Raw genomic sequence first — 22,197 nt, 5'->3', positions numbered from 1 at the left:
ACCTACCCCCGCGTTCAGCGGGGGGCTTTGTCTGTCACTCCCAAAGATCAACAGATTTTTCACCCAAATAATCCAACAGACGCGACTTAAAATTCGGGACGGCTTTGGGATGCGCACAGAATGTCTCCGCGTCCATCAAGGCCCAACGCTGGCCCTCATCGCCAAACCGGATGTCTCGTTCCATATCTGCAGGAAGTCGGGTGACAAAAAACCAAGATCGCTTTCCCTCCGCCTCATAAGACCGCGACCATAAAAGATCGATCTCTTCCAGCTTCAAACCAACCTCTTCCTCGGTCTCGCGCAGCGCGCATTGGGCAGGCGTTTCGTCGTTTTCGCGCCCTCCACCGGGCAAGTCCCAATATCCGGGAAAGGGAATATCCGGCTTATCATCCCGCAAAACCACTAACACCTTATCGCCAAGAAACACCGCAAGTTTCGCACCGATAAAATCCATTGTCCCTCTCAATGTGCCGATCCCATAAAGACTCTGCTTTCTGCACGCGTTAGGTTACATTCCATCATCAATAGACTCAGGCCATTGGTCTGGCGCAAGCCCCACCTCCACGTTCTATGCAAACTTTATGTCGCGAATGTCTCACAACCTTTGACACGCCCCCCACAGGACGGCGTTGCCCAAACTGTGGCGCGCCACGTCTAAAATCGCATGATGAACTTTTTGCCCTTTCCATCGCGCATATGGATTGCGACGCCTTTTATGCCAGTGTCGAAAAGCGCGACAATCCAGAGCTGGCAGACAAACCCGTGATCATCGGGGGAGGCAAGCGCGGCGTTGTCTCAACCGCATGCTATGTCGCCCGCATTCGTGGCGTCCGCTCTGCCATGCCGATGTTTCAAGCACTAAAGTTGTGCCCAGATGCCGTGGTGATCAAACCCCGTATGTCTCTATATGCTGAGATCAGTCGGGACATCCGCGCGATGATGCATGAACTGACCCCGGAGATCGAACCTCTCTCCCTTGATGAGGCCTTTCTGGACTTGTCAGGCACCGAAAAACTCCATGGCGCCCCCCCCGCCGTCATGCTTTCGCGTCTCGTGAAACGGATGAAGGATGAACTGGGGATTACCGGATCCATTGGCCTCAGCCACAACAAGTTCCTCGCAAAGGTTGCCTCTGATCTGGATAAACCGCGCGGGTTTTCTGTGATTGGTCGCGCTGAAACCGGTGATTTTCTACGTGATAAATCTGTCAGATTAATCTGGGGAATCGGTCCCGCGGGCCAAGAATCCCTTAATAAAGCTGGCATTCACACATTCTCAGACCTGTTGCGATGGGAAAGACGTGACCTCAGCGCTCGATTTGGAAGCATGGGGGAGCGGCTGTGGCATCTTGCACGCGGTCAAGACAAACGGCGCGTCTCAGCACGCAGCCCAATTAAATCAATCTCAAATGAGACAACCTTTTTCGAAGACACCTCACACCTGACCATACTGGATGGGCATTTATGGCGATTGGCAGAAAAGGTTTCTTCGCGTGCCAAAGCAAGATCCCTGGCCGGGCAGGTTGTCACACTGAAACTGAAACGGGCAAATCATTCAACCCTCACGCGCCGCGTCACACTGCGTGATGCAACACAAATCGCGGATCAAATCTATCGTCACGCACGCGAACTGTTGGATGGGGCCGTCTCAGAAGGTCCATTTCGCCTACTCGGCTGTGGGCTGTCTGACCTTGTTCCAGCTTCACAGGCCGAAATGACAGGCGATCTGTTAGACCCTGACGCTGGGAAGCGCGCCCAAGCAGAGCGCGCGACAGATACACTTCGTGAGCGTTTCGGCGCTGACATCATCGTGAAAGGCCGGGCCCTGCGTTAAAGGCATCGTTTCACATGGAACAACACGCTACTCAGCCGCCAGATCACTGCAATCTCGTCCCAATTCGATAAGATCAGAAGCCACAGTTCGCAAGACGGCTTGCAGCGGAGCAAACCCTTCATGTGGCTCAACCTTCGCCTCGTTCATATAGAGGGCACGATCGATCTCAATCTGAATCGCATGCTGGTTGCGCGATGGGCGCCCATAGGTCTGCGTAATATACGCACCTGCAAACGGCGCATTACGCACAACAGTTAACCCGGCTCTTACAAAAGCTGCTTCGATCTGATCGACCAAATGACCCGATGCAGAGGCCCCGAAACGATCCCCAAGCACGATATCCGGCTTCTTTCCATTCGCAAGCCGTGTCTCAGACACCGCTTCATGAGGCATGGAATGACAATCAATAAGAATCGCAACGCCATACTCGCGTGAAGCTGCTTCCATCAACCGACGCAATTGCGCATGATACGGATGCCAGTAGCGATGAATGCGCCTGCGTGCCTCTTCCATCGACAGTTTACCACGGTAAATCGCACGCCCCCCCGCAACAACACGCGGTATCACGCCCAGCCCCGAAGCAATTCGTGGGTTTTGCCCCCGCTTTGGTAGCCCTGCAATCAGTGCCGGGTCCAATTCATCAGTGGCCCGATTAAGATCCAGATAAGCCCTTGGTGCAATCGCGCGCAGAAACGGCGCGCCAAGCTCAGGCACACAATCAAACAACTGGTGAACAAACGCATCTTCTGAACTGCGAATCTGTGGGGTTTCGAGAATCGTTTTGGGGAACAGCAGGTCATCATACCTGTCACCGCTATGTGGTGAGGCAAAAACAACGCCTGACCGACGGATTCGCGGCATTTCCAATACAAAGGTCGCCTCTGACATACATCCTCCACGAATATGCGCTGACAATTAGCATAGAGGGAAAATTCTCTTCTCAAAAGCTCTTGCACCTATGCGCGACTCTTATTATAGACCCCTTCACCGGCGCGGAACACCGCGCCCCATTTATTTGGGGCAGATGTGAAACGTAGGTAATCATGGGCGATTAGCTCAGTGGTAGAGCACTTCGTTGACATCGAAGGGGTCACAAGTTCGAACCTTGTATCGCCCACCATGATTTCATTGTTGCGATCTTATAGTGAGATCCCGACATCCGTAACCCAGGCGCTGGTTCGCGCGCCGCAGAACAGGAGAATGGCTATGAAAGTCAAGAACTCGCTCCGCTCGCTCAAGAACCGGCACCGTGATTGCCGCATTGTGCGTCGCAAGGGCCGCGTATATGTGATCAACAAGACCCAGCGCAAATTCAAAGCGCGTCAGGGTTAAAATCACTAAATAGTTTATAAAAAACCGCATCATTCGATGCGGTTTTTTTGTTTTCAATCAGTAGCAATTTCGCACGCTGCCACAGGGTCAGCCCGCTTCATCCCAACACAATCAAATTGTCCAAATCAAACTATCCGAGTAAATCACTCAGAAAAGAGTTGCATCCCACCCAGAATAGGTTAATTGACAGTTTCAGTCAGGTTAACTGCACCTGTTATTATGAAATCTGGGAAACATGACGATGAAATCGACACATCTGCTGGCTGGCGCTTTGACCGCCATCGTTGCAACTTCTGCCGCCGCCGAAGGTGAGCTGAACCTCTACTCCTCACGTCACTATGACACGGATGAACGTCTCTACACCGATTTTGAAGACGCCACTGGCATCACCATCAACCGCATCGAAGGCAAAGCAGACGAGCTGATTGCGCGGATGGAGTCCGAAGGTGCAAATTCACCAGCTGATATCCTGCTGACAGTTGATACCTCCCGTCTGGCACGTGCGAAAAACGCAGGCATCCTGCAGGCTATCGACAGCGCCCTGCTGGAAGAAAAAATTCCGACCAATCTGCAAGATAGCGACAATCAGTGGTTCGGCTTCTCGCAACGTGCCCGCATTGTTTTCTTTGACAAAGAAGACGTGACCAACCCACCTGCCACATATCTGGATCTTGCAAAGCCCGACTATAAAGGCCAAGTTTGCATTCGCTCTTCAACCAATACCTACAACCAGACCCTGCTGGCTTCAATCGTGACCCATCACGGCGAAGACATCGCAAAAGACTGGGCGGCTGGAGTTGTTGCAAACATGGCGCGCGCGCCCCAAGGTGGTGACACAGACCAGCTGCGCGGTGTGATCTCAGGTGAATGTGAAATCGCAGTTTCAAACTCTTACTACTTTGCACGTTCAATCCGCAAAGATGTCAAAGGTGTTTCTGACAAACGCGACATGTTGGGCTGGGTCTTTCCCTCACAGGACGCGGAAGGTGCGCACATGAACCTGTCCGGTGGTGGTGTTGCCGCTCACGCTCCAAACAAAGATAACGCGATCAAATTCCTAGAATACCTCGCATCAGACCAAGCACAGCAATACTTCTCAAACGGCAATGATGAATTCCCGGTTGTCTCCGACGTAGAGCTGGCACCAAGTGTCTCAGCGCTTGGCTCATTCAAAGCGGATACTGTTGTTTTGTCAGACGTGGCAAAAAACATCCCAACCGCTCAGAAAATCTTCAACGAAGTAAATTGGAAATAAATTTCTTTTTAAGCAAAACTCATAAGGGCGTGGATTTTCCGCGCCCTTTTTTATTGGCGCAACGCCCTGACTGAGGGTAGAAGCACGACAAACTTGTACCCGGCGCTATCGCCGTATCAAGAAAATGGACTTTACAAGAACACGAACTTTGCCCCGTTTCTGACCCATGTACAAACCTTGATTCCATTCAAGAGTGCTGCGTAAAGATCGCTTGGGAAGCATTAGGATAGGTAATATGAGTATTATTGGGCGCAACGGTGACATGCCGCGCGCGGGTACGGGACGCATTCCAGTCACAATCATAAGTGGCTATCTAGGGGCCGGCAAAACAACACTGATCAATCGTTTGCTTGCTGAACCTCACGGGTTAAACTTGACAGTCATCGTCAATGATTTTGGCGCGATCAATATCGATGATCATTTAATTCAAGCCAATAATGCCGACAGCATTGCACTGAACAACGGCTGCATCTGCTGCACGATGGGCGATGACCTGACAGAGGCGCTTTTTCAGGTTTTGGCTCGGGCCGATAAACCGGATCATCTTGTGATCGAAGCAAGCGGAATTGCGGATCCACTTGCGATTGCCAACTCTGTCATTGCGCAGGGCAGTTTACGGTACAATGGGATTGTAACGCTGGTTGACGCGATCAATGGCCCTGAACTTTTGTCGGACCCCTTACTTGAAGCACAGGTTGCACAGCAAATTCGCTGTGCAGATCTAGTGCTTATCAATAAGGCTCAAGACACAACACCTGATTTTAGTAAACAGCTGCAAAAACTTGGGGCCAGAAGCCCAACACTTCTGAATGCCGCCCCGGTGGCCGATCTCTTGTTTGATGTCATTCCCTTGCCGCGCGGGAAAAAGCCGGTGGTTCATCCCTCCTACACCACCTGGTACCATCAAAGCGACACGCCTCTAGATCGCCGCCGGCTTGGCGAAAAACTAGCAGAGCGCCCAGCAGGTCTGTATCGTATGAAGGGCTTTGTCCTAACCAGTGGTGGTGCCTACAGTTTACATATTGTAGGGCGTCACGTGGAGGCAAAGCGCTGCGATGCAACCGAGACTATGTTGGTTGCTCTGGGGCCAGCTGATCGCATTTCAAAAGAGCAAATCGAAAACTGGTGGACCAGTTGATCCGGGTTAGCCCCGCCTAGCGCCGTCCAACCTGACGACAAATCAGGATTACAGGCAGCAACCCCACTGCGACTATGACAAGCGATGGCACAGCTGCGCCTTCCAGCCGTTCGTCTGACGCAAGGCGATAGGCCTGAATGGCCAAAGTATCATAATTAAAGGGCCGCATGATCAACGTCGCGGGCAGCTCTTTCATCACGTCAACAAAGACAATCAACAACGCCGTGAGAAGACTCGGCGTCAGCAAAGGTAAATGCACACGCCGCAACATCGCTAATGGACCGTGCCCCAAAGACCGCGCCGCCGCATCCATATTCATATGAACCGTCGATTGCCCGCCCTCATAAGCACCAAGAGCAGCAGACAGAAACCGGACCATATACGCCATTACCAAAAGCCAAATTGATCCCGTGATCAACAAGCCGGTTCGAATGTCAAACGTCGCCCGCATCCATGCATCCAGCGCATTATCGAACACTGCAAAAGGCACCATCAGACCAACTGCAATCACTCCTCCCGGCACCGCATAGCCCAATCGCGCCACATAAGCCGCGCCTGCCGAAATCTTGCCACGCCGCAACCGTTGATAAAGACCCAGACACACCGCTGCGACCACTGTCACAAACGCCGCTGTTGTGGCCAATGTGATTGAATTTCGAATAAACGCAATATAGCGGCGGCTCAGTAAGTTCTGTTCAGATTCCAGCCCCATATTGACCAAAATCACAACCGGCAGCACAAATCCCAGCACCACTGGCAAGCTACATAAGCCCCAAGCCACAAAACAACGCAGGCCTGTCAGCTCGGCAGGCGGCATCCGACTGTGTTGTTTGCCCGCCTGATGGTAACGTGCTTTACCTCGGCTTACACGCTCTCCCATTGAAAGGAACAGCGCAAAAATTAGCAGACATAACGCCAGTTGCGCGGCCCCAGCCCGGTCTGCAAGTGAAAACCAACTGGTATAAATCCCTGTGGCAAAGGTCTGAACTCCAAAATAAGCGACCGTACCAAAGTCCGCGATGGTTTCCATGACTGCAAGCAAGACACCGGATGCAATGGCAGGACGCGCCATCGGTAGGCTCACCCGCCAAAAGGCGGAAAAAGAACTATGCCCCAAAGCGCGCGCAGCAAGAAACGCGCCAGATGTCTGCTGTAAAAACGCCGCCCGCGCCAGCAGATACACATAAGGGTACAGCACAAGAACCAACATCAATGCAGCACCGGGAAGCGAGCGGATCTCTGGAAACCAATAATCCCGCGGTCCCCAACCCATCACCTCCCGCAATGTGGATTGCACAATACCAGGGTGGTCCAGAATATAGGTATAAGCATAGGCCAGAACATAGGCTGGAAAAGCAAGCGGCAAGACCAGCAGCATTTCAAAAAGCCGCACGCCCGGAAAACGGGTCATCGTCACAAGCCAAGCTGCCCCAACCCCAATCGACAGTGTGCCTGCCCCGACCATCAAAACCAAAAGCAATGTCGTTCCCGCATAGCGCGGCATCACCGTCTGGGCGAGATGTGTAACTGTATCAAATCCACCTGTGAGAGCAGCTAGCAAAACCGCCAACATCGGCAAAAGGCTTGCGCCAGCCACGCCCAATCCTATGCCCGCAAAAAGACCGCTCCCGCTTTTGCTGCCACGTCGACTGCCATGGGGCGCATAGTCTTTTTGAGAAGGGGCGAGCGTCATCAAGTAGCCTCATCATCAGGATACTTCTATTTCGATTATTTTAATCGGAATTACCAGCTGGAAAAACGCCGCAATGCCGGGCTTTCTGGGCAACCAAAAAATTAACCAAAGGCGACGCTCCACAACGGCGCATTCAGAACAGACCATTGTCAATGCAACAAAACAAGCCCCGCTCGCCCCCAAAGCGCTTCCACGGAAATCTTGTAAGAAATCATGAAAATAAAGGCCACATACTGGAAATTCCACAGCCAGTGCCACGAAAAACCATATAAAAACAATGGATAAACCATCTAAAACCAAACAAATAGGGTTAACCGAAACCTCAGAAAATTACCGATTTCCCTAAGGTCTGACCCGTTTTTTTGCTATTCTGGATCTGGGTAAAATGGGTGGGTGCCATGACGGCAATCAAAGATGAATTGCGCCAGCTTGATGCGGCGCGAGCAAGAGGCGAGATCACAGAGACCGAGCTTCAGATCGCTAAATCTAAACTTCACGATTCTGTTGAGGAGGCAAACCTTCTCTCGGAAACGCGGCGACCTCATAGAAGAGTACAACCAAAGCGGCCTTCGAATGCCGGATTTTGGCCTTTGCTCGCGATGGGCCTTTGCGGCGTCGCCATGATGACATTACTACTAGGGGCATTGCTCGGCAGCTTCACCTTAGCCCTTACATTGGTGCTCTCGCTGGCAGCAGGTGTTCTTGTTTTGGCCACACGGCAGGTCCAGAGCAACCAATAGTCAATCCTTAGGGGCGCGAAAGCCAGTCAACACAAGGTATAGAAGATCCTTGATCCCATACCCTGCTGTGGATAAGCTGGGCGTATGGCGATATGTTTACTGTATGCACAGTCTGAAACGACCCCAGCGCGCTATTACCGGATCGAGCTGGCCATGAACCTGTTCAGCGAAGTCTCCCTGCTCAGAGAATGGGGCCATCCGGGAGATGATGGCCATCAGGTCATCAATCTCTTTGACAACCTTAAAGAGGCCTCATTGGCAGCAGATGAACATCGTGATCGCATGATGGAACGCGGCTACCAACGCTGGCATGCTCATCCGAATGAGCATTGAAAGCCACGTTGCACAGGAAGCTGGGGCGACGAATGCGATACTTCTTTTCTCCTCGCTCCTCCTCCCTTAACACTGACCTTCTGTGACAGGCAGGCAGGACCATACTCATGAGCCACATTACCCTAGTACGCCACGGGCAGGCGAACACCGGCGCACGCGACGAAGTCTCATATGATCGGCTCAGCCCGCTTGGTCATCAACAGGCGCAATGGCTGGGCGATCATCTTCGCACAACCCAAGCCACGTATAGCCGCGTCTATTGTGGCACCCTGCGCCGCCATTGGGAAACAGCAGATGGTATGGGCTTCTCTGCATCCTGTACCGAAGACAAACGCCTCAACGAAATGGAATATTTTTCCCTCTCCGAAGCGATGGAAGCACAGCATGGCCTCGCCATTCCAACAGAGCGGGAAGGCTTTGCAACCCATATTCCACAAGTGTTTTCTGCCTGGGCAGAAGGTCGCATCGAGGCCCCGTATGAAAGCTGGACCGATTTTTCATCACGCGTGCACGCTGCACTGCGCGAAATTGCAGCCGGGCACGGACCTGCGCTCATTATCACTTCGGGCGGTGTGATTGGCATGATGATGCGTCATTGTCTGGATCTGGACGCCAAAGCCACGGCTCATATCGTACTTGGCATCATGAACAGTTCGCTCCACCGCTTTTACCAAATGGATGGGCGTCTCTACCCCGATCTTTATAACGCGGTGCCTCACCTTGATGCACCCGAACGTCACTACGCAAGAACGCACCTGTAACTCTGTCGTTCCGGAGATTTAACATGCAGCTCTATTTCGCTCCCAATACCATTTCAGTGGCCATCGCAATTGCACTGGAAGAAGCAGGTCTCGACTATGAGGCAGTCCGAATTGATTTCGCCAACAAAGAACAGGCAAGCGCCGCCTTTGGCCAGATAAACCCCAAAGGTCGCGTACCTGCTTTGGTCGTCGATGGCGGTATTCTCACAGAGACAGGCGCGCTGTTGGAATATATCGCAGACCTTGCCCCCGCTGCTCAGCTGCGCCCAAGCGACCCTCTGCTTTTGGCAAGAATGCGCGAAGTTATGTTCTATCTTGCCTCTACAATGCACGTGAACCACGCGCATAAAATGCGCGGATCACGCTGGGCCTCAGCCGCATCTTCTTTTGAGGATATGACCGCCAAAGTGCCTCAAACGATGGCTGAATCCTGTGCTTACATCTCCAAATATGGCCTGAAAGAGCCCTATGTGTTGGGAGAAACAGCCTCTCTTGCTGATATCTACCTCTATGTGATCTGCACTTGGCTAAAGGGCGATGGCGTTAATCCAGAGGATTTCCCCAAGATCCACACGTTCATGAAAACTATGGAACAACGCGCCTCTGTGAAACGGGTTTGGGAACAGGGTATGTTGAGCAATGCCAAGCTCAGTTAGAGCTAACATCGATTTTCTGGCACGGTAGAGAGCCCGTACAATCGGATCTCTCCAACCCTGCCCCGCAACTTTTCAGAACGCAAGAAATGCCACCCCTCTTGCACTGCAGCAGAGTCCAAAACCGTTTCCGAAGTAATAAAATCAACTTCGGCCTGTTTACACTGCTCTTGCAAACGAGACGCGATATTCACAGTATCTCCCAAAACCGTATATTCTAGGCGCTCTTCTGTGCCGACAACACCTGCAAGGACTTCTCCCTGATGCAAGCCAATACCAATCCGTACCGGCGTATACCCCTGCTCGCATCGAAGCTCCGACCAAAGTGTGATTTCTCTCAGTAGAGCGTTGCCACAGGCCAGTCCTCGTTCTGCTACGGAACCATCCATAAACAACACCATTGCCGCATCACCTATATATTTGTCTATAACGCCGCCATGTGCTTTCGTAACATGCTCAACACGTTCGCGGAATTCAGTGATAAAAGCTCCGATTTCCTCTGGTGCACGCCCTTCAGCCCATCGCGTAAATCCGCGAATATCAGCAAATAGAATAGCGGCTTCACACAATTGTCCGTTACGTAATTCTTCTGGATCTGCAGCGGTCAGGTCCTCGACAAGTTTACGGGGTAAATACCGGGTCAGATAGGCTTTTTCCTTGGTCGCCGCTATAGATACCCGCAACAGGGCATTGGTGCGAAATGCCGCAAAGACCAGCACCATGCCTGCAAGGAAAACCATAAACAAACGAATTAAATTCGGTGGAGCCGCAAGCGCAGTTTCGATCCGCGGCAACATGTCAACGTCACCCGGAATTTTAACCACGAAACACAGAGATGCCAATCCCGCGACAATCAAAGCAACACTATATGCCTGAATACGAGGGTTAAAGCGTAGGACACTGAAAGCCAGCACCAAAGGTGCCAACCAAACGGCCGGCATTAAAAACAACATATCCCCTGGAACGGATGTATTCTTAAGACTAAGCCAAGTATTGAGGATAAGAAAACCACAATCCGCCGTTGCAACAAACCAGATCATCCAACGGCGAAACACTCCTGCGCGAACCGCAAGAAAACTGACGGCTCCCAGCAGAAAATAAGATCCCATCATTACGTTTGCGATTATGATCTGTGTTTTCAGATAAGGCTGCGCCTCCAAAGTAAATTCATCAATAGCTAGGATTACACCGCCCCACAGCGCAAGCGCAACTAACATACGCAACAAAGCAACCACACGCTCAGCATCAATTTGCGCGCGCCGTAACAATTCTTCTTGCGGCGAAAGCCCCGCCGTCATTCTAATTATCTGATCCAAGCAAAGTCATCTGACGAGGCTCTAACTCTACAGCGTCAGGGCTGTCCAGCTCACCACCCTGCGCAACAACTCCCATCGCTTCGAACCGTCTGGCGGACGGCATGACGCGCGCCTCTAAGGATCCAACAGCCTTATTGTAATGATTAACCGAAGACGACAGCGACTTGCCAACCGAAGCCAGATTCTTGGAAAACGTGTTTAAACGGTCGTATAGATCGCGCGCTGTCTTTTGCACCTCGATCGCGTTCTCAGCCATTTTTTCCTGCTGCCAGCCATAAGCAATGGATTTAACCAAGGCCATCAATGTGGTCGGGGTTGCAATCAAAACCTTATTTTCAAAGGCATATTCAATCAGCCCTGCATCCGCTTCAACCGCGGCAGAAACAAAGGTTTCACCGGGAATGAACATCACCACGAAATCAGGCGTTTCCCCCAATGCGGCCTGATAGGCTTTGGACGATAACTGTTTCACATGGGTGCGCACATGGGCTGAATGGCGCTGCAAATGGGTTGATTGCTCTTCCGGGGTTTCCGCTTCCAACGCATCTAGGTAACCTTCAAGCGGAGTTTTGGCATCAACAATGATCGACCGCCCACCGGGAATGCGGACAACCGCATCCGGGCGACGTTGCCCCGCATCGGTGTTAACAGATTTCTCCAACTCGTAATCTACATGTTCAGACATGCCTGCCATTTCAAAGACCTGACGCATCTGCATTTCGCCCCACCGGCCCCGTGTTTTGGGCGCACGCAGGGCTTGCACCAATTTACGGGTTTCTCCACCAAGCGCCGCCTGCCCTTCGGATAGGGTTTTGACCTGTTCGCGAATAGCGCCATAGGCTTCATTACGGGATTGTTCGATGTCTTTGATCTGCTTACCAAACTGGCCAAGTTTTTCATCCAAAGGCTTGACCAAGCCTTCGATGGCGGCATGGCGCTGCGCAAGGTCTGCATCAGCTGTTTTCTTATGGGCCTGAAATCGTTCACTCACCAGATTGAGAAAACTTTCTGAATTCTGCTTAAGCACACCAGACGCCATTGCCGAGAATTTGCTTTCGAGCTGTGCGTTCATCTGGCGCAATTCTTCCAGTCGCGCCTCATGCTGCACTGTCAGTGCTTTGACTTCAGCCTCAGCCTTATGGCGAGCAACCAATTCGTTCTCATGGATGCGTCGTAAGGTTGTGACTTCGTCCAAAACCTCAGGCAACCGCGTTGCTGCCGCATGTAAGGTAGCATTATCCGCCTGCAAATCAGCGTTGTGACGCATCAGTTCAGCAACTTCGCTCTGTAGGCGTTCAACCCGTGAAACCGCCCGGCGCAACAATACTGCGCCGATTACAAGCCCCCCCAACAGCAGGCCGATCAGAACAACGGGAAAAAGATCTTCGGTCATAAAAACTCCGAACAGGTCACGTGCGACCAAACAGCCGCTCAATGTCAGCCAATTTCAATTCGACATAGGTCGGGCGGCCATGATTGCATTGACCAGAATGAGGCGTGGCCTCCATTTCGCGCAACAGCGCATTCATCTCTTCGCCCCGCATCCGCCGCCCAGAGCGGATCGAGCCATGACAGGCAACCCGGCTCAGGATGGCTTCGATCCGGGCCTGCACCAGCTGGCTTTCGCCCTGATCGTCCAGCTCATCCAGGATATCACGCAGCATCGCTTCTGCATTCACTTCCCCAAGCAGCGCTGGCGTTTCACGAACAGCAATCGCATTGCCGCCAAAGGGTTCAATACCAAGGCCAAATTTATACAGCTCATCTGAAACATCCAGCAGACGCGCGCAATCGCCTTCGCTGAGCTGCACAATTTCAGGAATAAGCAAAGCCTGCGCCGTCACACCGTTTTCCGCCATCTGTGCTTTCAGCTGTTCATAGACAAGGCGTTCATGGGCCGCGTGCTGATCCACAATCACCATACCGTCACGCGTCTGCGCAATGATATAGTTTTCATGCACCTGCCCACGCGCGGCTCCCAATGGCAGATCCTCGATTGGATGGTCTGGTTGCGGATCAGGCGTTTCAATGGTTTGCCCGCTATAAGCGTCAGACAGTTCGGCAAAACCCGGTGTCTCTGTCGATGGCGGCGCAGGATAAGACAACGTTGGCGGCTGCACTGGGGATTGCGCCGCATAGGACTGCTGACGTGCGCCATAGGAAGGGCGCTCCATCTGATAGATCCGGGGTCCGCCGCTAGCAGTTGGTTCCTCAGGGCGCATTGCCCCTAATGTTGCGCCCGCAACCGTTGTTGATGCCCGATGGCCTGCCTCGGCCAATGCATGGCGCAACGAGGAAACAATCAACCCGCGCGCCACACCCGGATCCCGAAAGCGCACCTCAGACTTCGCGGGATGCACATTCACATCCACCTGCTCGGGATCACAATCAATAAACAGCGCAGCCGCCGGATGGCGATCCCGACTGAGAAAATCCATATAAGCGGCCCGTAAGGCCCCTGTCAGCATTTTATCTTTCACGGGTCGCGTGTTCACAAACAGGAACTGCGTCACCGCAGCCCCGCGCGAATAGGTTGGCAAAGCAGCATAGCCATAAAGGCGCAACCCATCCCGATTGGCATCAATCCGCAGCGCATTTTCAGCAAATTCACGACCAATCACATGCGCCAGACGTCCATGCAAAGCATCAAACAAATCACCGGGCAAAGGATCTGCGCGAAAGGTCACGCGTCCCTCACCGCCTCCCGACACATCGCGCAGGGTAAACCCGATCGACGGCTCTGCCATGGCCAGACGTTTGACCACATCCGAAATCGCCTGATTTTCGGCGCGATCAGAGCGCATGAATTTCAAACGCGCAGGCGTTGCAAAGAACAGATCCCGCAGCTCTACGATTGTTCCAGCCCGCAAGCCTGCAGGCTTTACCGGCGCAGCCTGTCCGCCTGAAACCTCAATTTGTGCGGCCTCATGCCCTTGTGCACGACTGGTAATCGTAAGACGCCCCACCGCACCAAGTGACGGCAACGCTTCCCCCCGAAATCCAAAGGTGTGGATATTCAGCAAATCACTGCCATCGATCTTTGACGTGGCATGACGTGACAACGCAAGAGGCAGATCCTCGGGTGTCATACCCACGCCATCATCCGTCACGCGGATCAGTGTTTTGCCGCCATCCGCAACCTCAACCAAAATCCGGCGCGCACCTGCGTCCACGGCGTTTTCCACCAGCTCTTTCACCGCTGAGGCCGGACGTTCCACCACTTCCCCCGCAGCAATACGGTTGATCGCACTGTCATCCAGTTGTCGGATCACTGGACGCGCAATCGTTGTCTCATGGCTGATCTGGGGGTCTTGGCTTCTCATACCGCTAAATTTAGCACATCTAAGACGAGATGCGCCAGCGCCAAATTAGAACAAAACAGGCACTTAAGACAAAGAGCTATACGCCTAGGGGCGCGCCAGCCCGGCGGCGACAGGGGCCAAAACGCGCACAGAGTGCGAGAATCACGCCAGATAGTGTTGCAATCATTCCTGCGGCAGATACTGCATCCTGCAGACCCAGCCACAAAGGCCCATATCCCGCCAATACATATCCCAAAATGGCCGAGACAGCGGCAAAGACAACACTCCAGGCCACTTGATGCCCCAACTGATTGGTCATCATACGCGCCGCTGCAGGTGGGCAGATGAACATCGCAATCACAATAATCGACCCGACAGCATCAAAGGCAGCAACCGCGGCAATGGCCGCCGTAATCACAAGTGCAATACCAAGAGGCGCCGTGGCGATGCCCACTGCGCGCGCAAACCCTTCATCAAAGGTTGAGATCTTTAAGGCCCGCCAAAACACAGCGATAAACAGACTCACACCGCAAAGCGCCGCACCTATTCGGAACACTTCAGGAGGCAGGCCAGCCAATGCCTCAAAATCCCATAAAGACGTCCAGCCAACAGCATCTAACCAAATCAGGCTCTCTAAATTGCCATAAAGCGCATGTTCCACGTCCAGATGCACGGTCGACGTGTCTGTCTGTTCAAGCAATAGCACACCAGCGGCAAACATCGTCGTAAAGACGACCCCCATTGCCGCGCCCGGCTCAATACGCCCAAGGCGGCGAATGGCTTCGATCAAGATAACCGCAACCACCGAAGCTGCTGAGGCTCCCAACATCATCGGCCATGTCGAGATCGCTCCAGTCAGCAAAAAGGCAACCACAATGCCCGGTAGCACCACATGGCTGATCGCATCACCGATCAACGCCTGACGGCGCAACACCAAGAAATTTCCTGGCAAAGCACAGGCAATCGCCGCACAGGTTCCGATCACCAAAGGCGGCAGTGACAGCGGGACAAATTCTGCGCCACTCATAATAGCACCTCTTGTGGACCACCAATCTGGCGGTCAATCTCTGCAATCTGGTCTGCCGTCAGCACCGTTTCAATCGCCCGCAACCCATCATACAAAGCAGCCGCCGTTTCATTCGCAGGATCCCGGCGCACGAATTCCCAGCGTTTTTCGTCTCTCAACGCCTTGGCGGCGCGGGCCTTCCCCGCATCGGTTGCCACACCATCTGCGCGGGCCAAGCCCGCTTGCCGCAACAATCGCAGCGTTAGTGCTTCATAGATCGGTTGGTTCTGTGCCAGCGCCAGAAGGCCCTGCCTCAAATGCACACGTCGCTGAAAGCGCCGTCGCTGCACGACAGCCGCCAAAACACCGCGTTGTGGGGCACAGACCAACGATAGGGCAAAAAATGCAAAACTCACCAAAACAATCAAAGGACCAGTGGGCAGGTTTGGAGCCGAGGCCGATAGCGCCGCCCCGACATAGGCCGCCCCCGCCCCAAAGAGCCCCGCCAACGCCACAACCTGTTCTGATCGTTCACTCCAGAACCGTGCCGTAACAGCAGGAATAATCAAAAGTGCAACAATCAGAATTAAACCAACGATCTTGAGACCGACAACCGTAACCGCCATCACCAAACCCATCATCAGCATATCAATCCGCCCGACCGGCAGACCCTGCGTCTGCGCAAAGTCGGGATCAAAGGCCACCAAGGTCAGCGCGCGGCGGGCAAGCAAGATCACAAAAAGCGTTGCCGTTCCTCCCGCCGCTATGACCAGTGCATCTGAAAACAACATCCCCGCAGTCGAGCCAAGCAAAAACCCCTCCAGCCCAGCCTGACGCCCAACCCCAAGCGTTTGAATAACGGTCAACAATACGACGCCAAAGCCAAAGAAAACCGAAAGCACAGCACCAATGGCGGCATCTTCCGCCAATCGGGTGCGTTGCGTCAGCCAATTCAGGCACCAAAGGCCTGCAGCGGCAGAAACGGCAGATCCCAGCAGCAATCCCGTCAGATTGCGCCCATCCCCACCAAAGCTCACCATCAGTAGAAATGCCAGACATACGCCTGGAAGGGTCGCATGGCTCACAGCATCTGACACCAATGCGCGCTTGCGCAAAAATAGAAAAGTCCCGGTGATCCCCGCGGCCCCACCTAGCAGCGCCGCCCCGATAGAAACCAACGTTGCATTATAGCCAAGCTGCAGCAAAAGCGCGTCAAACAGCACGGTCTTTACCCTGCAAGAGGTTGGATCTGGTCCATTTGCGCCGTCGCCAGACGACCGCCATAGGCCTCTTGCAGAAGCTCTGGTGTAAACGCGTGTTCAACTGGGCCTTCAGCAATTTTACGCGTGTTGATTAGAAATACACTGTCAAAATAATCACGCACAGTGGCCAGATCGTGATGCACAACAACCACCGTCCTTCCTGCATCGCGCAGGGATTTCAGCACAGAAATAATCGCTTTCTCAGTGGCCGCATCCACTCCGGCAAAGGGTTCATCCAGCAGATAAAGATCTGCATTCTGCGCTAAAGCCCGCGCCAGGAAAACCCGCTGCTGCTGACCGCCTGACAATTGTCCAATCTGACGATCCGCAAAATCAGCCATGCCAACACGTTCAAGGCAGGCTTTGGCCTGTGCGCGGTGCGCGCCACGAATGCGCGCCAAAAGGCCCAGCTCTCGATAAAGCCCCATCAACACCACATCCAGCACACGGGTTGGGAAATCCCAATCCACACTGGCGCGCTGCGGCACATAGGCAATACGCTCCCGCTGTTTGATAAGATCGGCACCAAAAACCCGCACCTGACCAGACACTTTGGGGACAAGCCCCAATGCAGCCTTCAGCAAGGTCGATTTTCCGGCGCCATTTGGCCCGATAATCGCGGTCATCTGACCTGGCACAACTGTCATGTCCACAGAAAACACCGCTGGTTTCTGACCATAGCTTACGGTCAGCCCCCGAATAGCAAGCGGGCTGGCTCCCTCCTCAAGGTTAGAACATTGCGCAACGCCATTTTCAGAGACTAAATCAAACATGCATCAAAATCCTGCGCTCAGTTTTCCGTTCATCCCACGCGCCGGTACATCTGCCCCAAAAGCGCTGGAAATCGTGGTGATGTTGTGATCCAGCATCCCAACATAAGTGCCCTCGTAGGTGCCATCAGCCCCCATCGCGTCCGAGAACAACTCGCCCCCGATCTGCACCTCATGTCCCTGGGCTGCTGCCCCCTCGATCAGCGCCCGAACAGAGCGGTCTGAAACCGAACTTTCCACAAAAACGGCGGTAATCTGACGGTCCACCAGCATATCAACAAGCGCACTGATCCGGTTCAAACCCGCCTCAGACTGCGTGGAAATGCCCTGAACTCCCATGACCTCAAAACCATATTCGCGTCCAAAATATCCAAAAGCATCATGCGCAGACAGTAACACACGGCGATTGTCTGGAACCTTGCTCAGAGTGTTCTGACCATATGCCACAAGCGCATCCAGTTCACTTTGGTGCGCCTGCGCGTTGGCCGCAAAAATCTCCGCCTTTTCAGGCAACACGGTTGAAAGCGCGGTTTCAACCTCATCGATCATCAGCTTCCAAAGGGCAGGCGCCATCCAGACATGGGGATCAAACTTATCGTCATAATCATCGTGACCACGCAGAATGGACGTCGGCAACTGATCCGCCAGCGCAACAACAGTCCGCTTTTCAGACAGATCCTGCATGAAACTTTCCATCTGCGCTTCCAGATACAACCCATGCCACAGCACCAGATCAGCGCGCGTCAATGCAACTATATCTGTACGGGTCTGACGGTAGGCATGTGGATCAACCCCCGGCCCCATCAGCGCCTTAACCTCAACAGCGTCGCCGCCAACCTGACGGACCGCATCTGCAATCATTCCAGTTGTGGCAACCACTTTCAACGGCGCAACCTCTGCAGACAGAGGCACAGCCAGAAACACACCTAAAGCCGCAACAGCCAGACGACGAGTCCACATGATTCCGACAATCCTTCCAGTCTCAAGTATTGGTTAACCTGATATTGCGAGTGATTTGCAACTAAGTCAACGCAAATGAGAATAATTCGCAAAAAGAATTATTTTTGTCCATCTGGTTAAAAAGCATGCGCCATATAAGCCCTGTTGCTTGCTAAAAAGCTCCAGTTCTGCAAAATCCCATTCAACTTTTTGAGGATTTCCATGGAACGCAACATCGAGACTGCGACGGCGCAGCCCCCCTCTGTGCCGCGCCTGCCCGTTATGCCACTGGATCTGGACTGGGTGGCCAGTGTCCAGGCCAACACATCAGCCATTGAACGCCGCTGTGCCACATTGCCCGGTCGCCGCAGCGTAAAGAAAGAGTATCAGGCCGCATGGCTCTTGAAAGCTATCAGCCTTATGGATCTGACCACGCTGTCAGGAGATGACACGCAAAACCGTGTGCGGCGACTATGTGCAAAAGCGCGCCAGCCCGTGCGCGCAGATCTGCTGGCGGCTCTCGATATGAAAGGACTGACCACAGGCGCGATCTGTGTCTATCACGATATGATCGAAACAGCCGTAGACGCACTGAAGGGCACAGATATCCCGGTCGCGGCAGTTTCCACCGGGTTTCCGGCAGGCCTGTCCCCTCTGCATCTGCGTATTGCCGAAATTCGTGAAAGCGTCGCGGCAGGCGCGCACGAAATCGACATTGTGATCTCGCGTCGCCATGTTCTGTCTGGCAACTGGCAAGCGCTTTATTACGAAATGAAAGCCTTCCGCGAGGCCTGTGGAGATGCCCATGTTAAGGCCATTCTGGCCACCGGTGAGCTGGGCTCTTTACGCAATGTCGCGCGCGCCTCGCTTGTGTGCATGATGGCAGGCGCCGATTTCATCAAAACCTCCACTGGTAAGGAAAGCGTCAACGCCACCCTGCCGGTGTCTTTGGTGATGATCCGCGCCATCCGCGAATTCCACGAGCGCACCGGCTATATGGTCGGCTACAAACCCGCCGGTGGTATTTCAAAAGCCAAAGACGCACTGGTCTATCTTGCACTAATCAAAGATGAACTGGGCACACGCTGGCTGCAGCCGGACTTGTTTCGCTTTGGGGCCTCGTCCCTACTCGGCGACATCGAACGCCAGCTAGAACATCACATCACCGGTGCCTATTCCGCCAGCTACCGCCACGCGATGGGTTAAAAGATGCTGGGTCATTGGACATTTGATGCCTGTTTTGTTGCCCTTTGGGTGATCCTGTACCAGCGCCGTCGCTGGCACTTGAAACAGACCGTATCAGAGATGCCGGATGTCTTGCAGGCACAGCTTGGGCCTGCGCCCAACTTTGCTCCGCCTCCTGCAGCAGCCTGCCCCAAAGCATTGCAAGCCTATGCGCAATACCACCGCCGCAGCCGCATTCCCGGAACTGTCCTGTTTGTCTTCTTCGTAGCAATCGTTTTGATCCGCTATGCAATCGAAAGCTAAACGTCATGAACGTAAAAGAGATTTTTGAAACCATGGACTATGGCCCCGCTCCCGAAAGCGCCGCCGAGGCTTTGACCTGGCTGGTTGATCAGGGCAGCCGATTTGGCCATTTCATCAATGGTGAATTTACCGCGCCCGCCGATGGGTTTGACAGTAAAAACCCAGCCACCGGTGAGGTTTTGGCAACGCTCAGTCAGGCGACGCAAGACGATGTAGACACCGCCGTTGCCGCAGCCCGCACGGCCCAGCCCAAATGGGAAAAGCTGGGCGGCCCTGGCCGGGCAAAATATCTATATGCGCTCGCACGTCTTTTGCAAAAACACAGCCGTCTTTTTGCTGTTCTAGAGACACTCGACAACGGCAAGCCAATCCGCGAGAGCCGCGACATCGATATCCCGCTTGCACAGCGCCATTTCTCCTATCACGCCGGTATGGCTCAACTGATGGAAAGCGAACTGCCCGATGCGCAAGCCTTGGGGGTTTGCGGCCAGATCATCCCTTGGAACTTCCCCTTGTTGATGCTCGCATGGAAAGTCGCGCCCGCCATTGCCATGGGCAACACTGTGGTTCTGAAACCCGCAGAATACACCTCGCTCACCGCGCTGCTCTTTGCCGACATCTGCCGTCAGGCGGGCCTGCCCAAGGGCGTGGTCAACATCCTCACCGGCGACGGTGCAGTGGGTGAAATGATCACCACCGCTGAGGTCGACAAAATTGCCTTCACCGGCTCAACATCAGTGGGCAAACGCATCCGCCAGGCCACCGCGGGATCAGGCAAAGCGCTGACGCTAGAGCTGGGCGGCAAGTCTCCTTATATCGTCTTTGATGATGCTGATCTCGACTCGGCAGTTGAAGGTCTCGTGGATGCGATCTGGTTTAATCAGGGCCAGGTCTGCTGTGCGGGCTCACGCCTTTTGGTGCAAGAAAGTATAGCGGAACGCTTCCACGCTAAACTACGCGCCCGAATGGACAAGCTGCGCATCGGCAATCCGCTGGATAAGTGCATCGATGTGGGGGCCGTGGTGGATCCTATTCAGCTGAACACCATTCAGGGCCTTGTTGCCGCCAACACCGCAGGCACCACACATCACGCACAAATCCCTATGCCCAAAGGCGGCTGTTTCTACCCGCCCACCCTGATCGAAGGCCTCGCGCCCTCAGATACCTTGATGCAGGAAGAGATCTTTGGCCCTGTGCTGGTGTCCTGCACATTCCGCACCCCGGCCGAGGCGGTCGAACTGGCCAACAACACGCGCTATGGATTAGCCGCGACCGTCTGGAGCGAGAACATTAACCTTGCCCTTGATATTGCACCAAAACTGGTGGCAGGGGTGGTCTGGATCAATGGCACCAATATGTTTGATGCAGCTGCTGGATTTGGTGGCAAACGTGAAAGCGGGTTTGGCCGCGAAGGCGGCTGGGAAGGTTTGGCGGCCTATACAAAAACAAAGGTCAAATCCAAGCAGCTCAACCAGATTGCTCCGTTTAGTGGCGCAGGCGCGCCAACAGATCCGCTGGATCGCACTGCCAAACTGTATATCGGCGGTAAACAGGCCCGGCCCGACAGCGGTTATTCCCGCAACGTTTATGGTCCTAAAGGCGCGCTTTTAGGGCAGGTTGGACTGGCCAACCGCAAAGATGTGCGCAACGCCGTTGAAGCTGCAGTCGGCGCAAGAGCCTGGTCCAAAACCACCGGTCACCTGCGCGCGCAGATCCTGTATTATATCGCAGAAAACCTGTCAGCCCGCGCGGATGAATTCGCAAACCGCATCAACGCGATGACCGGAAAGGCCCAAGGCGCTGACGAGGTTGAAACCTCAATCCAGCGCCTGTTTACGGCTGCTGCATGGGCCGATAAATACGATGGTCAGGTTCATGGCGTGCCTCTGCGTGGTGTCGCTCTGGCCATGAAAGAGCCCACAGGTACGATCGGCATCCTAAGCGCTGATGAAGCCCCGCTTCTGGGCTTCATGTCAGCCATGGCGCCTGCCTTGGCGATGGGCAACCGCGTGGTAATCGCAGCAAGCGACCCCTATCCACTGGCCGCAACCGATTTCTATCAGGTGCTGGAAACCTCCGATGTGCCCGCGGGGGTCGTGAATATCCTCACCGGCAGCCATGCAGAGATGGCCACTCCTTTAGCGTCCCACCTGAACCTTGATGCGATCTGGAGCTTTTCCTCCACAGATCTGTCCGCCGATATTGAAGCCGCAAGTGCAGGCAATCTCAAACGCAGCTGGGTCAACAATAATCAGGCAATGGACTGGATGAGTGATCACAGCAAGCGCTTCCTGCAAGAAGCTGTTGAGATCAAAAACATCTGGGTGCCTTACGGCGAGTAAGCACAGCCAGAAACTCAAAAGGCGCGAGATACCC

21 protein-coding genes and 1 tRNA gene are annotated in these 22,197 nt (G+C 53.8%); 12 read left to right on the top strand and 10 right to left on the bottom strand.

Annotated features, from left to right (window positions below; translation table 11 throughout):
- Positions 1–34: 34 nt before the first annotated feature.
- A complete protein-coding gene (locus tag BLP79_RS11740) occupies positions 35–454 on the bottom strand; it encodes an NUDIX hydrolase (protein ID WP_090219168.1) in 420 nt (139 codons plus the stop codon).
- Positions 455–570: 116 nt separating this feature from the next.
- On the opposite strand from BLP79_RS11740, the gene BLP79_RS11735 reads away from it, so the two are divergent.
- Complete coding sequence (locus tag BLP79_RS11735) at positions 571–1,833, top strand: DNA polymerase IV (RefSeq protein WP_090219166.1); 1,263 nt, start codon at positions 571–573, stop codon at positions 1,831–1,833.
- A 27-nt stretch (positions 1,834–1,860) separates the two neighbouring features.
- Here the strand turns inward: BLP79_RS11735 and BLP79_RS11730 are convergent, their stop codons facing one another.
- A complete protein-coding gene (locus tag BLP79_RS11730) occupies positions 1,861–2,721 on the bottom strand; it encodes an N-formylglutamate amidohydrolase (protein ID WP_090219164.1) in 861 nt (286 codons plus the stop codon).
- Between the two features lie 157 nt (positions 2,722–2,878).
- Here BLP79_RS11730 and BLP79_RS11725 point away from each other — a divergent pair.
- The 4 genes from BLP79_RS11725 (at position 2,879) to BLP79_RS11710 (ending at position 5,558) form a co-directional block, all read left to right on the top strand.
- Positions 2,879–2,953: transfer RNA gene (locus tag BLP79_RS11725), tRNA-Val, on the top strand.
- 86 nt (positions 2,954–3,039) lie between these two features.
- Complete coding sequence (gene ykgO / locus BLP79_RS11720; RefSeq protein ID WP_008755722.1) at positions 3,040–3,165, top strand: type B 50S ribosomal protein L36; 126 nt, start codon at positions 3,040–3,042, stop codon at positions 3,163–3,165.
- A 241-nt stretch (positions 3,166–3,406) separates the two neighbouring features.
- On the top strand, positions 3,407–4,420 hold the full coding sequence (locus BLP79_RS11715) for an extracellular solute-binding protein (protein ID WP_090219214.1): 1,014 nt from the start codon (positions 3,407–3,409) through the stop codon (positions 4,418–4,420).
- 235 nt (positions 4,421–4,655) lie between these two features.
- Positions 4,656–5,558, top strand: a complete 903-nt coding sequence (locus tag BLP79_RS11710) for a CobW family GTP-binding protein (RefSeq protein ID WP_232716444.1) — start codon at positions 4,656–4,658, stop codon at positions 5,556–5,558.
- A 16-nt stretch (positions 5,559–5,574) separates the two neighbouring features.
- Here the strand turns inward: BLP79_RS11710 and BLP79_RS11705 are convergent, their stop codons facing one another.
- Positions 5,575–7,251, bottom strand: coding sequence for an ABC transporter permease (locus tag BLP79_RS11705; RefSeq protein WP_090219162.1), 1,677 nt, complete (start codon positions 7,249–7,251; stop codon positions 5,575–5,577).
- Between the two features lie 398 nt (positions 7,252–7,649).
- On the opposite strand from BLP79_RS11705, the gene BLP79_RS11695 reads away from it, so the two are divergent.
- The 4 genes from BLP79_RS11695 (at position 7,650) to BLP79_RS11680 (ending at position 9,741) form a co-directional block, all read left to right on the top strand.
- Positions 7,650–7,991, top strand: coding sequence for an SHOCT domain-containing protein (locus tag BLP79_RS11695; RefSeq protein WP_090219158.1), 342 nt, complete (start codon positions 7,650–7,652; stop codon positions 7,989–7,991).
- A gap of 84 nt (positions 7,992–8,075) precedes the next feature.
- Positions 8,076–8,324 carry a WGR domain-containing protein gene (locus tag BLP79_RS11690; RefSeq protein WP_090219157.1) on the top strand — a complete coding sequence of 83 codons (249 nt, stop codon included), beginning with the start codon at positions 8,076–8,078 and terminating at the stop codon, positions 8,322–8,324.
- Between the two features lie 107 nt (positions 8,325–8,431).
- Positions 8,432–9,085, top strand: coding sequence for a histidine phosphatase family protein (locus BLP79_RS11685; RefSeq protein WP_090219155.1), 654 nt, complete (start codon positions 8,432–8,434; stop codon positions 9,083–9,085).
- Positions 9,086–9,108: 23 nt separating this feature from the next.
- A complete protein-coding gene (locus BLP79_RS11680; protein ID WP_090219154.1) occupies positions 9,109–9,741 on the top strand; it encodes a glutathione S-transferase family protein in 633 nt (210 codons plus the stop codon).
- A gap of 2 nt (positions 9,742–9,743) precedes the next feature.
- Here the strand turns inward: BLP79_RS11680 and BLP79_RS11675 are convergent, their stop codons facing one another.
- From BLP79_RS11675 to BLP79_RS11645, 7 genes are all read right to left on the bottom strand, one after another.
- Positions 9,744–11,036 (bottom strand): adenylate/guanylate cyclase domain-containing protein, encoded by a 1,293-nt coding sequence (locus BLP79_RS11675; RefSeq protein WP_090219152.1) that lies wholly within the window; start codon positions 11,034–11,036, stop codon positions 9,744–9,746.
- Position 11,037: 1 nt separating this feature from the next.
- A complete protein-coding gene (locus BLP79_RS11670) occupies positions 11,038–12,447 on the bottom strand; it encodes a DNA recombination protein RmuC (RefSeq protein WP_090219211.1) in 1,410 nt (469 codons plus the stop codon).
- A gap of 16 nt (positions 12,448–12,463) precedes the next feature.
- Complete coding sequence (gene mutL, locus BLP79_RS11665; RefSeq protein ID WP_090219150.1) at positions 12,464–14,377, bottom strand: DNA mismatch repair endonuclease MutL; 1,914 nt, start codon at positions 14,375–14,377, stop codon at positions 12,464–12,466.
- Positions 14,378–14,453: 76 nt separating this feature from the next.
- On the bottom strand, positions 14,454–15,383 hold the full coding sequence (locus BLP79_RS11660; protein ID WP_090219149.1) for a metal ABC transporter permease: 930 nt from the start codon (positions 15,381–15,383) through the stop codon (positions 14,454–14,456).
- Positions 15,380–16,585, bottom strand: coding sequence for a metal ABC transporter permease (locus tag BLP79_RS11655; RefSeq protein ID WP_090219148.1), 1,206 nt, complete (start codon positions 16,583–16,585; stop codon positions 15,380–15,382). The genes BLP79_RS11660 and BLP79_RS11655 overlap by 4 nt, the downstream gene beginning before the upstream one ends.
- Positions 16,586–16,590: 5 nt before the next feature.
- Positions 16,591–17,397 (bottom strand): metal ABC transporter ATP-binding protein, encoded by an 807-nt coding sequence (locus BLP79_RS11650; protein ID WP_090219146.1) that lies wholly within the window; start codon positions 17,395–17,397, stop codon positions 16,591–16,593.
- A gap of 3 nt (positions 17,398–17,400) precedes the next feature.
- On the bottom strand, positions 17,401–18,354 hold the full coding sequence (locus BLP79_RS11645; protein WP_090219145.1) for a metal ABC transporter solute-binding protein, Zn/Mn family: 954 nt from the start codon (positions 18,352–18,354) through the stop codon (positions 17,401–17,403).
- A gap of 201 nt (positions 18,355–18,555) precedes the next feature.
- Between BLP79_RS11645 and deoC the strand changes: the two genes are divergently transcribed.
- From deoC to BLP79_RS11630, 3 genes are read left to right on the top strand one after another with little or no spacing between them, the layout of a single operon-like run.
- Positions 18,556–19,539, top strand: a complete 984-nt coding sequence (gene deoC / locus BLP79_RS11640) for a deoxyribose-phosphate aldolase (protein ID WP_090219143.1) — start codon at positions 18,556–18,558, stop codon at positions 19,537–19,539.
- Between the two features lie 3 nt (positions 19,540–19,542).
- Positions 19,543–19,821: a hypothetical protein gene (locus tag BLP79_RS11635; protein ID WP_090219141.1), complete on the top strand. Its 279-nt coding sequence runs from the start codon at positions 19,543–19,545 to the stop codon at positions 19,819–19,821.
- Between the two features lie 5 nt (positions 19,822–19,826).
- Positions 19,827–22,163 carry an aldehyde dehydrogenase family protein gene (locus tag BLP79_RS11630; RefSeq protein WP_090219139.1) on the top strand — a complete coding sequence of 779 codons (2,337 nt, stop codon included), beginning with the start codon at positions 19,827–19,829 and terminating at the stop codon, positions 22,161–22,163.
- The last annotated feature ends 34 nt before the right edge of the window (positions 22,164–22,197 follow it).

Source organism: Epibacterium ulvae (genome assembly GCF_900102795.1).
GTDB classification, from domain to species: Bacteria; Pseudomonadota; Alphaproteobacteria; order Rhodobacterales; family Rhodobacteraceae; genus Epibacterium; species Epibacterium ulvae.
Note: the sequence above shows the minus strand (reverse complement) of the source record. Positions and strands in the feature narration are given on the sequence as shown.